General features: G+C 42.4%; 11 protein-coding genes. 3 read left to right on the top strand and 8 right to left on the bottom strand.

Annotated features, from left to right (window positions below):
- Positions 1-378: 378 nt before the first annotated feature.
- The gene (locus tag ACT3QQ_RS10890) at positions 379-1257 is read right to left on the bottom strand and encodes a LysR family transcriptional regulator (RefSeq protein WP_444528037.1); all 879 of its coding nucleotides are present in this window, start codon (positions 1255-1257) and stop codon (positions 379-381) included.
- A 91-nt stretch (positions 1258-1348) separates the two neighbouring features.
- Here ACT3QQ_RS10890 and ACT3QQ_RS10885 point away from each other — a divergent pair, with 91 nt between their 5' ends.
- The gene (locus ACT3QQ_RS10885; RefSeq protein WP_444528036.1) at positions 1349-1771 is read left to right on the top strand and encodes a PACE efflux transporter; all 423 of its coding nucleotides are present in this window, start codon (positions 1349-1351) and stop codon (positions 1769-1771) included.
- 662 nt (positions 1772-2433) lie between these two features.
- On the opposite strand, the gene purC is transcribed toward ACT3QQ_RS10885, so the two are convergent.
- The 5 genes from purC to ACT3QQ_RS10860 form a co-directional block, all read right to left on the bottom strand.
- Positions 2434-3147 (bottom strand): phosphoribosylaminoimidazolesuccinocarboxamide synthase, encoded by a 714-nt coding sequence (purC, locus tag ACT3QQ_RS10880; RefSeq protein WP_444528035.1) that lies wholly within the window; start codon positions 3145-3147, stop codon positions 2434-2436.
- A gap of 128 nt (positions 3148-3275) precedes the next feature.
- On the bottom strand, positions 3276-3587 hold the full coding sequence (locus ACT3QQ_RS10875) for a hypothetical protein (protein WP_444528034.1): 312 nt from the start codon (positions 3585-3587) through the stop codon (positions 3276-3278).
- A 125-nt stretch (positions 3588-3712) separates the two neighbouring features.
- Positions 3713-4618 (bottom strand): 4-hydroxy-tetrahydrodipicolinate synthase, encoded by a 906-nt coding sequence (gene dapA / locus ACT3QQ_RS10870; protein ID WP_444528033.1) that lies wholly within the window; start codon positions 4616-4618, stop codon positions 3713-3715.
- Positions 4619-5068: 450 nt separating this feature from the next.
- The gene (locus ACT3QQ_RS10865; protein WP_444528032.1) at positions 5069-6277 is read right to left on the bottom strand and encodes a hypothetical protein; all 1209 of its coding nucleotides are present in this window, start codon (positions 6275-6277) and stop codon (positions 5069-5071) included.
- A 265-nt stretch (positions 6278-6542) separates the two neighbouring features.
- On the bottom strand, positions 6543-7907 hold the full coding sequence (locus ACT3QQ_RS10860; protein ID WP_444528038.1) for a Do family serine endopeptidase: 1365 nt from the start codon (positions 7905-7907) through the stop codon (positions 6543-6545).
- A gap of 710 nt (positions 7908-8617) precedes the next feature.
- On the opposite strand from ACT3QQ_RS10860, the gene ACT3QQ_RS10855 reads away from it, so the two are divergent.
- Positions 8618-10891: a cation:proton antiporter gene (locus ACT3QQ_RS10855; RefSeq protein WP_444528031.1), complete on the top strand. Its 2274-nt coding sequence runs from the start codon at positions 8618-8620 to the stop codon at positions 10889-10891.
- A 156-nt stretch (positions 10892-11047) separates the two neighbouring features.
- Here ACT3QQ_RS10855 and tmk read toward each other — a convergent pair whose 3' ends face one another.
- Together tmk and mltG are read right to left on the bottom strand one after the other, a co-directional pair.
- Complete coding sequence (gene tmk / locus ACT3QQ_RS10850; protein ID WP_444528030.1) at positions 11048-11773, bottom strand: dTMP kinase; 726 nt, start codon at positions 11771-11773, stop codon at positions 11048-11050.
- An 88-nt stretch (positions 11774-11861) separates the two neighbouring features.
- Entirely contained in the window at positions 11862-13148 is a 1287-nt protein-coding gene (mltG, locus tag ACT3QQ_RS10845) for an endolytic transglycosylase MltG (RefSeq protein ID WP_444528029.1), read from the bottom strand.
- Between the two features lie 170 nt (positions 13149-13318).
- Here mltG and ACT3QQ_RS10840 point away from each other — a divergent pair, with 170 nt between their 5' ends.
- Positions 13319-14083: a DpnI domain-containing protein gene (locus ACT3QQ_RS10840; RefSeq protein WP_444528028.1), complete on the top strand. Its 765-nt coding sequence runs from the start codon at positions 13319-13321 to the stop codon at positions 14081-14083.
- Positions 14084-14132: the final 49 nt, after the last annotated feature.

Genomic DNA, 14132 nt, shown 5'->3' with positions numbered 1-14132 from the left:
AACCTTTTCTTATTTTTATGGTCTAATTGATATGAATAAGTACTAATAAATTAGCATAAAAGTAAGATAAGGTATCGAGGATAGTGTTGGCGCTATGTTTGATTTTTTATACGAGCTAAACAACAAACCTGTGCCTAAAGAGTGATACTGGTTGATAAATAGATAGAAATTGCAGGCTGTTATGTGTGGTTCTATTATGGCGGTCTATTTTAGATGGTCTGTTAATGGGTTTGAAGGATGAGATAAATGGTTCTCTTGGGGTATGCCTTAAAACAATACTGCTTTAGTATTGATGAAGTACAGAACTTTGCACAAGCATCAAAGCAGAATTATTAGCAAAAAACAAAGTGCTTGGAAATATAAATTAAAACACTTAACTCATGTATTCAAAGCAATCACTGCCGATCTCAACCAAGTAGCAGCCTTGCCTAAAGAGTGTTGCTTATGCCAAACAAGTTCTAGCGCGACAGGCCAATCATGATCATCAAAATCTAGTATCGGTGCAACTAGATTGCCATTGTCCAATGCGTCGGCAACCACATGCTCAGATACACATGCCCAGCCTAGATTACGTTGTACTAGTTCAACAATAACCCACTGGCTCTCAACCCACCATACATCAGCAGCAACTCGCAATCGTGCTTTTTCTTCGCTATGATTTCGAGTTGCTACCATCAATTGCCGATAGCGTTTCAACTCTTCCCAGCCGACTTTTTGATGAGCTAGATCATGTTCTGGCGCACACACCACTTTCAACGATATCCAATCAAGAGTATGAAAATTTAATGCTGAAGGCAGTATTTCTTGCCGCCACATAATGCCTAAATCGGCACGACCTTCTAGTACTAGGCAGCTGACATCTTCCATTGAAGGAAACAGTAGTTCAAGCTCTACATGAGGAAAATGGTGAGAGAAAGCTTCCATCAGAGCGCCAAGCTTTACTTCTGGGTACAACTCATCGACAGCAAGTACCAGCTGACTCTCGACCCCTTCACTCAAGCTCTGTGCAACGCCTCGAAAATGCTCACAACGCTCAATTATGACTCTGGCTTCTACCAGCAGTCGCTCTCCAGCTGGCGTCAGCTTTGGATAACGTCCTGTGCGTTCGAATAGGGTGTTATCCAGGTCGACTTCTAAATTTGAAATGGCTGTACTAATGACAGATTGCGCCTTACCCAGTTGCCGACCCGCAGCTGAGAAAGAGCCTGTATCTACAGTCGCTATAAATGCTTTTAGTTGTTCTAATGACAGGTTCATCTATCTATAAATCCTATAGGTTCTAACTTTGTTATCTGATTTTAACAGATACAATAGGCTAATAAATCAATGAAACAAGTTAGGAGTCTTTATGCGTACTACTAAAGATCGTATACGTCATACTTTGGGATTTGAGATAATTGGATTGGCGCTTCTAGTCACCTTGACCAGCTGGTTGTTTGGCTTCGATATACATGAGATAGGTCCGATTGCAGTGTTTGGCTCTATCATTGCAACGGTTTGGAACTATTTTTATAACTTATTGTTTGATCACTTCATGTTGAAAGTACGCGGTGATACGTATAAGACTATACCAATACGTGTATTGCACGCTTTTTTGTTTGAAGGAGGACTATTGCTATCGTTCTTACCTATGATTGCATGGTACTTAGGTATCAGCCTCTGGCAAGCATTCATGATGGATATTACGATGACTGTTTTTTACTTGGTTTATGCGTTTATCTATAATTGGGGCTACGACAAAGTTTTCCCTATTCAAGAAAACCCATCTTAGATCAAGACAGCAATGCTATAAAAACAGATGAGCTATAAGGTGTGTTTAATACTGGCAGTTCGATGCCTGTATAGCGCATCTATCATGTTCCCAAAACAGAGTTTATGACGTTGGATGTCGAAGGTCAGTTTTCACTGGTTCCGCTAGGGTATACATATAAATTACTCAATGGTTGTATAGCGTACCTATTAAGATTTGAAAGAATATTATAGGAACGATAAAATAGAAAATATCTGACATAGTTATTTTCGTTGTCACAAATCTCCATTTTTTCGCTATCCCGTAAGCAATAAAAAAAATGATTGCTCCGATAAGCGTGCCAAGCAATGACCAGATGTTAATCATTGCCCAAAAAGCAATACCTAACATAAAGGCTAACCCAATAGGCCATGTTAAGTTGAAATCAAATAATTGCGATAAACGAACCATAGCACACCTGTATTTTTTTATTATCAATGAGAAATATCTTATCTACTATATAAAACTAGTTACTGCATGTACACCACGAGGTACATTGAGATTATTTGAGTGAGCAAAACCACTGATATCATTAGCCTACAGTCTAATTTTAAAGTCCTCACTAGGGTACCATCATAAATATAATGCCATAAAAAAACTGAGCACATGGCTCAGTTTTTTATTACATGCTAAGTACCAGCTACTTATTTTAATGGCACACCAATACGGTCAGCGACTTCTTCATAAGCTTCAATCACATCACCTAATGACTGACGGAAACGGTCTTTATCAAGTTTCTTCTTAGTGTTCTTATCCCATATACGGCAGCCATCTGGTGAGAACTCGTCACCTAATACGATACGGTCATGGAATACGCCAAACTCTAGTTTAAAATCAACTAAAATTAAATCACCTGCATCAAACAATGCTTTTAATACATCATTGACTTGATAAGTTAGCTCTTCCATCTTTGCCAACTGCTCTTTGGTCGCCCAATCAAGAGAGACAGAAAGTGATTCATTAACCATCGGATCACCTAGCGCATCATCTTTATAAAAAAGCTCATAAGTTGGCGGCGTCAGTTCCTGACCTTCTTCTAAGCCTAAACGACGTACCAAGCTACCAGCTGCAAAGTTACGCACCACACACTCTACGGGAATCATATCCAAGCGTTTAACCAATACTTCATCGTCAGACAATTGCTTCTCGAAATGTGTTTCGATACCAGCATCAGACAATTTTTGCATGATAAAAGCATTAAAGCGGTTATTAACCACACCTTTACGTGCCAGTTGTTCGATACGCTTACCATCAAGCGCTGAGGTATCATCACGGAAGTGCAAAATCAGAAGATCACTATCCTCTGTTTCATAGACAGATTTGGCTTTACCTTTATACAGCAGTTGTTGCTTTTGCATTATGGGGGTTCCTGTTCGTTCAAGCTTATGTGGTAAAAACGCGCAGCTACCGCTGACTGATGTAAGATACATGGTTTGCGGCTATGATAAAAAACGCAAAAGTCAGCGATATAGATAAGGGAGTAAGTTTAGTTAGAAGTGTTGCTAACAGCACGCTGAGGTTTTGGCAGCTGATACTGATTGCCAGATTCATTTTGTAGTTTGAGCGTGTTTGCCCCAGCATTCGGTGTTGAATACAAAGGCACGAAAGGTGCCGTTTCTTGGGCGGCAGGTAGCTCTATCGGTGCAAGCTTTTCACTTTGTTGATAATCTAAGCTACCGTTGTCACGCTTACCAAGCAAGTTTTTAGTCGCTTGACAGCCACTCAATACCAAAGTGCTACCCAAAACCAAGGTCAGCATGGCTGGAAATAATTTTGTCGTTGATGATACTGTCATCATGTTGTCTCTCTGAATTAGCAGTTATTGCTTATTTAAGCGATTGACTTGTCCTGATAAGTTGACCTGCTGCTAGTCGAATGATGGTCATTAAACTAGCAACAAACCTCAAGTCACTGAAGATCAGTTTATCGTATATTTGCTCGAATCAAAGCTTCATCAATCGTCGCATGATGCTGCTCCGCGAGCCAAACCAATGGTAAGCGAATACCTTTATCGATAATGCCCATTTTATGCAGCGCATACTTTGCTGGAATAGGACTTGACTCGATAAACAGGTCACGGTGCAGATGTTTGACCACGTCATGGATTTTACCAGCCGTTTCAAAATCACCACGCAAGCCCGCAGCGAAAGTCTCGCTCATGGCTTTTGGCGCTACGTTAGCAGTGACTGAAATATTGCCTTTGCCACCTACTTTCATTAGATCAAACGCAGTGCCGTCGTCACCAGACAACACAACCATTCTATCGCCAACAGCTTTAATCAATTGCTCACCGCGACCGACAGATCCTGTCGCATCTTTGATAGCAACGATATTATCGATATCACACAGACGCTCAACCGTTTCTTGAGCGATATCAACCACTGTACGTCCAGGCACGTTATACAGCATTTGCGGTATATTTACGGCTTTAGCAATGGCTTGATAATGTTGGAACAAACCTTCTTGTGGCGGCTTATTGTAGTAGGGAGCAACGAGCAGTGCACAGTCTGCACCTGCATCGGCAGCATCCTGAGTCAACTTGATGGCTTCCATCGTGTTGTTGGCACCGGTGCCAGCGATGACTGGTACACGACCTTTGACATGCTGAACAAAATAGCGAATGACATCGCTATGCTCTTGCATAGATAGGGTCGCTGATTCACCAGTAGTACCAACAGCCACAAGGCAATGCGTACCCTGTTCAATCTGCCAATCTATGAGATCTGCGAGACGTTTATAATCGACCGTGCCGTCAGGGTGCATGGGCGTTACCAAAGCTACCATTGAGCCTTGTAGTCGGGTTTTTATCTCGTCGTATGCTGTGCTCATAACCGTGCCTTACTGTATTATCCTAGCTTTTATTAAAGCTGTCACATGATAGGTCGTTTGCAAGTGGCCATTGCTTTATATGTGTTGAACAACGCTGATGGCATGACTTGCTTGATGTTAATGCTGTGTCTCTATTTGCTATAATAGCGTTTGTAACATAAATCATTATATATACAAATCAATATCGTGATGGCACGCTACCAAAAGTAATGGGCGTACTTACCAACCGATAGAAATACAATAATAAGAGTGCTCGTTAGTGTAGCATATTTTGATTTGACCGCTATCAATCAATTGGCAGTCAATACATAAATTTAATACCAAAAAAACGCGTATTATTTTTTGCTGAAATATATAAAACTCGGCCAAAAACCCTGAAAATAAACAATCGTACTACTAAAGAAGCAGTTTAGCGTAATCAATGTGCGCTGATAAGTCTCTTATGTAATATTAACGAATCGTCAACACATCGATAGTAGGTCGATAGAATCGAAAAGGCAACCCTCTCGTACCGATGCCGCTACTGACAAATATCTGTGCATTTGCATGTTGGTACAAACCGCGCTGCTTGCCCATACGACTGTTATAGAACAACACCGATTGCTTACTACTACGTCGAATATCATTCTGCTTTTGAGCCAGCAATATATTTTTTTGAATAGCCTTTGCAGCGCCAGTTATTAATAAAGGACGTGGCTGTAAAGATTTTGGCAGGTCACTGATACTATCAAACCGTGAAGCCAAGATAATAACGGGACTGGTGGCATTGGCAATTTCTGTTCCAAGCACTGCTTTATCAGTCGCCTCTGACGTGACGATATCTGTGGGCTTCTTAGGCATATCTTGCCAGCCACAAAGTACCGCTACTAGTGAGTTTATCTTTGAGTTGTCTTGCTCAATATTATCTGACTTATTGCTTTTAGAATTTGGTTGACTGGTGACTGACTGCTCATTTGTCACTCTCGTACATCTGAGTGGCAACGGTGTACATTGCTGACCGATATATTTGATATCGAGTACGTCAAAAGTACTGGCCAATGTATCCTCTAATAGTGGCTGACCTTGTTTGGTCGTATTCATAGACTGATAACACAAGTCCGAGGTACTCATGACTGTGTAAACAGGTTTATTAACCCCTTTGAACAGCATTAACTGACCTACTAAATCTGCGCTTGGATAGTATAGCCAGTCGCCAGTAATCAGTACGGCATCTGCTGACAAGGCATTGATAGTAGAGACCAGCTTGCGAATATGACGCGGCTTACCGCCATATATTCCTATGCGTAAGTCTGCCAGTACTGCAACTTTGAGCGGTGTAGACAAATCTAAATCAATAGAATGCTGTTCTAATCGTAAACGGTTGGGTTGCACAATGACAGTATAAAAGTATAAACCCATCATCAGTATTGCCATCAGTACGGCAAGTAGAGACAGCTGTGCCAATATCGGCATAAGGTCCTGTGACCAAACTATGATAAGCAATACCGCCCAAACAGGCATTGTGTAAGCGGCATAATACAATGCTAGCTTTACCCAAATACGCATAAAACGATTGGTAGGATTGGCATTAAACGTTTGTAGCCCTGACCACAGTGCAATGTACGCTAGCAATCCTGCTGACGTCGTTGTAATAAGCGTATGTAGAGCGGGGTCAGTCATAATTACCTAGCGGTTGCATAATGGTACGAGCCTACTAAGCGACTCGGGCCACCTTAGAGCGTATTGATTGATCAATAACTCACTTAACGAATGGATTGCTATTGAGGTCGCACTCTTAGCTGTTTGATAAAAAACCAAACATTATAGAGGTCGACCTCCATGATAGACAAGCACAATTATTGACGTGCGCGCTGCCTTTATATGCCTAACCATATTCTAAGCCAAATAATTAGCAACATTAACAGTCACGCTTCAATCATGGCACCTACTCAATACGTAAACCAATAATAGCAGGAATGCCTTGACGTATAACTTCTATAGTGACCACGCCTTTTTTAGGAAGAGAAGAGATAGCACCTGAAAAGTCTGCCACTGTTTCGATCGGCTTTTGATGAAAATTAGTAATAACATCGCCTGCCAGAATACCTGAGCGTGCAGCTAACCCAGTAGGATCCACTGTAGTAACCAATATGCCTGTTTTATTATCCACAGCGATTTCTGCTTGTTCATCTGCCGTCAACTCGCGTAAACGCAGGCCCAACTGTACATCATCATTTTGCTCATCACCACTCTGTGCTCTTACATCATTAGGCGCATAAGCAAGCTTACCGCTAATCATCATCTGCTTACCGTTACGCTGAATCCGTGCACGGAAGGGATCGCTTGGACGCGCTCGATTAAGCAAGTTCAGCAAATCGGATGCTTCCATGATTTCTACATCATTGTATTGCAAAATGATATCACCAGATTTGAGGCCTGATTTTTGTGCTGGCGAATCCGGTAATACACGAGTCAGTAAGGCACCTTGAGGGCGTTCTAAATTGTAAGCTTCAGCCAAATTGCGATCGATATCTTGTGGGTAAACCCCTAGATATGCACGCGCCACTTCACCATTGTTCTTTAGCTGCTCATAAATGTCCATGGCAGCATCAATAGGAATCGAGAATGACAGTCCCATGTAACCGCCAGTACCACTAAAAATGCGCGAATTAATACCAATTACTTCGCCGCGCTGGTTAAATAGTGGCCCGCCAGAGTTACCAGGGTTTAGTGCTACATCTGTCTGGATAAACGGCACACTGGTCTCACGCGAAAAGCTACGCGACTTGGCACTGACAATGCCAGCAGAAGCTGAATAGTCAAAACCAAATGGCGAACCGATTGCTAATACTGGCTCCCCTACTTTTAGACCACTTGAGTCGCCAATAGGCAAGGCAGGAAATTGATTGCCCTCAACTTTTAGTACAGCCACATCTGAGCGCTCGTCACTACCAACCAAAGTTGCATCAAGCTCGGTTCTATCATTGAGCGTCACAGTTATTTTGTCAGCACCTGCGATAACATGATGATTGGTTAGCATGTAACCATTAGAGGTAATAAAAAAAGCCGTACCATAAGCATGTTCAATCGCTGGCGTCGCGACTCGATCTGGAATACGCAGTCGATCACCAAAGAATTGACGCAATACTTCAGCAGTTTGAGCCTTAGCAAGCTCAGCTTCACTAATCGTTTTGGTGACATTAACGCGTGCGACTGCTGGCGTGACCTGTTGCACCAAACTAGAGAAGTCAGCCGTAGTGACTGCAGCCTGAGCACTGTTTATCGTCGTGACATTAATACTGGCGAACATCGCTGTACTAACAGCAAGTGCTAGCGCACTACGTTGTAACCAGCGCTGCATATTGGCGGTGGTCTGTTCTTTGAACATATTGATAGGCATTTTGTCCTCCATCTGATTAATCGCTGTTGTCCACAGCCACATTATGATTGTCAGCGATCAGTATATGCCATTTTATGGTGCTAACAATATTACCCTGTGCGCGACGTGCACGCCCAATGCAGCTACTGTATGATAAATAAAAACTTAAATCATTGCGCTAAGAATTTTTACATAGTGCAGGATAGCTCAAGGCTGCGTTATTTTATATAGGTCTTATACATTTTTATGGCTGCAAGATAGCTTTTTAGCAGATACGGCTTACATCAGCTTGAAATAAAATCATGGTATGATGTCAAACCAAATATTTTACTAAACAAACAAAAGTTAGCCTCTTTATAAGGCTGTCTATTACAGAATTATAAAGAGGCTATCATCACTCTTGTTTTCCATCTTTTGCATTTCTAGAATATCGTTATTTATCTAGAAGCGCTTTTGTCTTTACTACTTTATCGTAGTTATATCATATCTAGCTTATGCTGTGATTTCACGATGGCCATCCATGCGATGGCCTAGCTACAATAGAAACGAATGACAACTTATAGCTACATACACGATAGCGACTATCTTATAACCGCTATCGATAGATATAAAATATGACAAGATTATAAAAGGATTAATTTATGGATACCGCCCTTTTGCTATCCGGCGTGGTTGGGATCGGCATTGCCGCCCAATGGTTGGCTTGGTATTTAAAGCAACCATCCATTTTATTTTTATTACTGATTGGTATTATCGTCGGCCCAGTGCTGGGTGTATTTGACCCAGATTTAGTATTGGGCGAGTTGATGTTTCCTTTCATCTCTTTGGGCGTAGCGATTATCCTATTTGAAGGCTCGTTAACGCTAGAGTTCGATGAGATTAAGCAACATGGTACCGTGGTACAGATGTTGGTATCAGTCGGTGTACTGATTACTATCGCTATCGTGGCACTATCGACTTATTTACTATTCGATGTCGATCCGCTGATTGCTCTGCTCTTTGGTGCACTGGTTTGTGTGACTGGGCCAACAGTGATTATGCCACTGCTGCGTAGTGTACGCCCTAACAAAACCATTTCCAACATCTTGAAATGGGAAGGTATTATCATTGATCCGATCGGCGCTATCGCTGTGGTATTGGTCTATGAGTACATTATCTCAGGCGGCGAAGCCAGTAGCATTCTACTATTTGCTAAGATTGTTGTATTGGCGACTGCAATGGGTATGGCGGGCGCTTGGCTACTTGCGTTTCTTATGCGTCGCCATATGATTCCTGAGTTTTTGCGTAATGTCTTTACCTTAGCATTTGTACTGGTTTTATTTTCGATATCGAATCATCTAGAGCATGAGTCAGGGCTATTGACTGTTACAGTATTGGGCGTGGCGTTAGCGAACTGGCCAAAATTCCCACGTGAGACGATTTTAGAGTTCAATGAGTCGTTGACCATTTTGCTGATTTCAGTACTGTTCATTATTCTAGCGGCACGTGTCGAACTAGCAAGCTTGCTCAGCGTTGGCTTCGCAGGACTAGTACTACTCGCTATCGTGATGTTTGTGGCACGTCCATTATCGGTTTGGGCATCTGCTATCGGTTCCAACCTTAAGACCAATGAAAAGCTGATGATTAGCTGGATTGGCCCACGTGGTATCGTCGCTGCTGCTATCTCGTCACTGTTTGCGATTCGTTTGCAAGAGTATGATATCCAAGGCGTTGAGCTGCTTGTACCTCTGGTATTTATGGTCATCATCGGTACGGTTATGATTCAAGGCTTGGGTGCAAAGCTCGTCGGTAATTTACTTGGCGTACGTGAACCTGAGACCAACGGTATCCTTATCGTTGGTTCAAACCCAATTGCGCTACTGATTGCTACTTCTCTCAAAGATCAGGGCTTCGACGTCATCGTTGCGCACAATAACTACACCAATATTGCACGCGCACGCATGAGCGGTCTGCGTACTTATTTTGGTAATCCCATCTCTGATCACGCAGATCATCATCTGGATCTGATCGGTATTGGTCGTCTGTTTGCGATGAGTATGGACAAAGAAATGAACACGTTGTCCGAGATTCATTATCGTCATGAATTTGGTGAGCGTAAGCTGTACCGTCTTAAATTCAGTGACGAAAAAGTCAAAAGCGAGCGTGATGATAAGCAATCGAACTTCCATTCACAGTGGTTGTTTGGCAAAGATGCGACCTATACCAAGCTTGCCAGTATGCTGTCTAAAAAAGCTCGAATTAAAATCACCAACATCACGGATAGCTATAGCTTTGAGCAGTACAAAGCGGACAATAAGCAATTCGTACCGCTGTATACGGTGGACAAAGAAGGCAAACTGCATGTCATTACAGATAAATTTGACGGTACCGTTCCTCGTGACCGTAAGCTTATATCACTAGTGATAGACGATGAAGTACAGCCAAAGCCAGTCGATGTAACGCCTAAGCAAGAGCAGGCTCGCATGGCAGCTGACGCTAACTTTGAGTCTAACTCAAAAGCTCCTGACAAGCGCAAAGAGCAAGAGCCTAGCCCTGATATCAATCAGACAGCAGTCTCAGAGCCTTCGGCAGATAGTGATAACGATGATAAGCAAAATACTGCTAATCAATCATCAAAGACCCAAAGCAGTAGCACCGAGACCAAGTCAACTTCTAGTACTGCCACAGAGAAAAGTGAGTCAGTAGAAACACCAAAAATGTCTGCTACTAATATGGATAACAAAGGCGTCATGTCTGCAAACTCGACAGCGACTTCGAAAACCAAAACCTCCACAAACAGTAATGGAAATGGTAGTGCACCTAAAAACAAAAAAGGATCGCTTGACCCAAACCGTCTACCTGACTCAGGTCAGGATAGCGACACCTCTATCGCTACTATTGAGGATGTGAAAGTAGACAAACCAAACGACAAATAGTCTGCGGTGTTATCTGCTTTATTAACTTAAAGATGCATAATTTGTCTCAAAAAAAAGCCCCAGCATATTGCTGGGGCTTTTTGTTTGTACTAGCTGGCTGTCTAACTAATTATCGATACATCTACCTGCCTTATAAATCTACTTGGCGAAATTTAATTATTTAATATCGAATTTGTTCATAACGGTCTGCCATATACGCGCACTTACATCATCTGTACTGCCCGACGCATCAATACGCTGTATGCGCTCGGGATACTCTCTCGCAAGCTGACTAAAGCCAGTATGCACCCAAGTAAAGAATTCCGTAGCCTGCTGCTCAAAACGATCTGCCGCACTGCGCTTATTGGCACGCTGCATACCTTCTGCTACTGGCAAATCTAGCCATAGTGTCAACTCAGGAAGCTGCGTCACAAATTGTTTAATAAGCATGTCGATTTTGCCGCGTACCAACTCGTCGCCATAGGCACGCCCAAACCCTTGATACGCAATAGTAGAGTCGGTGAACCTGTCACATATCACCCACGTACCATTTTGGAGTGCTGGTAAGATAACCTGCTGCATATGATCACAGCGCGCCGCAAACAATAGTAACAGCTCGGTATCGTCTTCGATATCAGTCGCTGGATCTAATAATATGTCACGCAACTGCTCAGCAAATGGGCTACCACCCGGCTCACGAGTACGCAGATATGGAATACCATTAGCTTCTAACCGCAAGCACAGCTGTTCAATCGCGGTGGTTTTTCCTACGCCTTCAGTCCCCTCAAAACTAACAAAGCGTCCTAAAGTAGATGCTGTATTTAAAGCGTTTGATTCAGGTAGATTCGATAATGGTGTGCTGCTATGTGACGGTATTGCGCTGGTATGCATAGATACTGACATGATATGACCTTATGTCATTGGTGAGCGCTACATCTATTTTGTAGCACTCAATAAACGATAAGTTTTATAAGAGTTTTAAAAAGGAATATTACTGCGATGGCGTTTGAGATTTTTTCTCACGCATGACACTGAGATATTCTTTTACCGCTTGATTGTGTTCAGCCAAGCTATTGGTGAATTTGTGCCCGCCAGTGCCCGTTGCCACAAAATACAACGCTTCACTATCGGCAGGATGTAAGGTCGCTTCGATAGAGGCCGCTGATGGTAGCGCAATTGGAGTTGGCGGTAAACCATCAATTTGGTAGGTGTTATAAGACGTCTTTTCGTTGATGTCTTTGCGGCGGATATTGCCATCATAACGACTGCCCATACCATAGATAATGGTCGGGTCCGTCTGCATACGCATATTTTTATTCAAGCGATTTCTAAATACGGCAGAGACTAAAGGACGTTCATCAGCAACGGCGGTCTCCTTTTCAATGATAGATGCCATGACTAACGCTTCATACGGACTCTTGTAAGGCAGATTCGGTGCCCGATTTTCCCATGCACTAGTCAATACCTGCTGCTGACGCTTATACAAGTCAGTCAGTACTTTTTTATCACTGGTTCCTTCACCATAATAATAGGTATTAGGCGCGAACCAACCTTCAAGATTATAGTTAACAATCGGGTCGCTACTATTAGTCACGCTGTCTGGCAATATACCCGTCAAATCTAATGCTTGGGCGATACTGCCATTATCACTATCTGTGGTCAGGACTTCTTTTTCGATTTTGTCATTATCACGCAGCGCTTGGTAAAGGTCTTTAGAGGTCTTGCCTTCGATGATTTGTACTTTGACCATGGCCATTTTTGCGCCTTGACCTAGTATTTGTAGTGCCTCAGCGATAGTCGGATTTTCAGGTAATTGATACGTCCCAGCATGCAATGGCGCATCAACTTGCGATTTGATATATAGTTTGGCTACACCTGCCGAAAACAGTGGAATCTGCTGCCACTGCGGTAGTAGTCCATAATAAGTCTGACCTGGCTCAATCGTCACCATTTGCTGCGGCTGCTCGATACGACCAAACAACGTCTGATAAACCATGATCAAGAAAAATGCAGCAATAAGCCCTAACACCAGCAGTACTTGATAGCCGCGCTGCATAAAAAACGATGGGTTATTGACTTTATATTGACGCGGTTTACTGTCGCCACTGATGAGCGATACATTGGTTGCTGGCGTTGTCGGTGTGTCCTCTACCCCATCTACCACAGTTTGATCGTCCGGTAGCGTGGTATCGACACGCTCCTCGACTGTGCCATCTTGCTTGTTCGACGGCGTCTCATTGGGACGTTCAGGTGGTATATTGGGTGTGTGCTTGCTCATGGCAACTCGCGAGGCAGATGTTTGCTAGAATTTAGCACTGAACCGTGCGATTTTCAATGGTATTTGCTTAGCTTATGAATTATCTTGCTATTGATAATAGTTTACATGGCTTAATACTTAGGCATTTTTTACAGTATTCTCAGCTTATCTATTAATAGTGAAAAAATCTTATGAACCTACATTTTAATCAAAGTCTTGCCAAAAACTATCATTCTGAATCTCAAAAAGTTCGCGTACTCAGTGAAGCGTGGGTAAAAGAAAATAGTTACTGCACCAATTGTAACGCCCAATCGCTAGCTGAGTTTGCTAACAATAAACCTGTCGCTGATTTTTATTGCGAAAATTGTGATGAGCAATATGAGCTAAAAAGTAAAAAAGCCAAGTTAAGCAATATTGTCAATGATGGCGCTTATAAGACGATGATTGAGCGTATCAATAGTAAGGATAATCCCAGTTTCTTCTTTTTAACCTACTCAAAAGAATACACCGTCAATAATTTTCTGATTATTCCCAAGCATTTCTTTACGCCTGATATTATTGTTAAGCGTAAGCCGTTATCAGTGACTGCCAAACGAGCAGGTTGGGTTGGTTGCAATATTGACTTACGCCAAGTACCCGAATCGGGCAAAGTGTTTTTGGTCAAAAACCAACAAGTTATACCGCGTGAAAATGTTACCCAACAGTTCCAAAAGACTTTATTTTTACGCAAGCAATCTATGGCTTCACGTGGCTGGACACTCGATGTCTGGCAATGTATCGATAGACTCGATACTCATTTTTCACTAAAGCAAGTTTATGCTTTTGCTGACGAGTTACAGCTCAAACATCCTGACAACAACCATGTGAAAGATAAAATTCGCCAACAGTTACAAGTATTACGAGATAAAGGCATCATTGAATTTGTGAGCCGTGGTCATTATCGAAAGTTATATTAGTCGCCTCTCATTATAATACTTAGATCTTGGCTGTCCTTTTTTGTCACGG

It is taken from the genome of Psychrobacter sp. AOP7-A1-24 (assembly GCF_052376235.1).
In the GTDB taxonomy this organism is placed as follows: domain Bacteria; phylum Pseudomonadota; class Gammaproteobacteria; order Pseudomonadales; family Moraxellaceae; genus Psychrobacter.
Note: the sequence above shows the minus strand (reverse complement) of the source record. Positions and strands in the feature narration are given on the sequence as shown.

Excerpts from the sequence above, each read along its gene's own strand:
- ACT3QQ_RS10860 (WP_444528038.1), bottom strand. The coding sequence starts at position 7,907 with ATGTTCGCCAGTATTAATGTCACGACGATAAACAGTGCTCAGGCTGCA.
- ACT3QQ_RS10855 (WP_444528031.1), top strand. The coding sequence starts at position 8,618 with ATGGATACCGCCCTTTTGCTATCCGGCGTGGTTGGGATCGGCATTGCC.
- dapA (WP_444528033.1), bottom strand. The coding sequence starts at position 4,618 with ATGAGCACAGCATACGACGAGATAAAAACCCGACTACAAGGCTCAATG.
- mltG (WP_444528029.1), bottom strand. The coding sequence starts at position 13,148 with ATGAGCAAGCACACACCCAATATACCACCTGAACGTCCCAATGAGACG.
- ACT3QQ_RS10890 (WP_444528037.1), bottom strand. The coding sequence starts at position 1,257 with ATGAACCTGTCATTAGAACAACTAAAAGCATTTATAGCGACTGTAGAT.
- ACT3QQ_RS10885 (WP_444528036.1), top strand. The coding sequence starts at position 1,349 with ATGCGTACTACTAAAGATCGTATACGTCATACTTTGGGATTTGAGATA.
- ACT3QQ_RS10875 (WP_444528034.1), bottom strand. The coding sequence starts at position 3,587 with ATGATGACAGTATCATCAACGACAAAATTATTTCCAGCCATGCTGACC.
- tmk (WP_444528030.1), bottom strand. The coding sequence starts at position 11,773 with ATGTCAGTATCTATGCATACCAGCGCAATACCGTCACATAGCAGCACA.
- ACT3QQ_RS10865 (WP_444528032.1), bottom strand. The coding sequence starts at position 6,277 with ATGACTGACCCCGCTCTACATACGCTTATTACAACGACGTCAGCAGGA.
- purC (WP_444528035.1), bottom strand. The coding sequence starts at position 3,147 with ATGCAAAAGCAACAACTGCTGTATAAAGGTAAAGCCAAATCTGTCTAT.
- ACT3QQ_RS10840 (WP_444528028.1), top strand. The coding sequence starts at position 13,319 with ATGAACCTACATTTTAATCAAAGTCTTGCCAAAAACTATCATTCTGAA.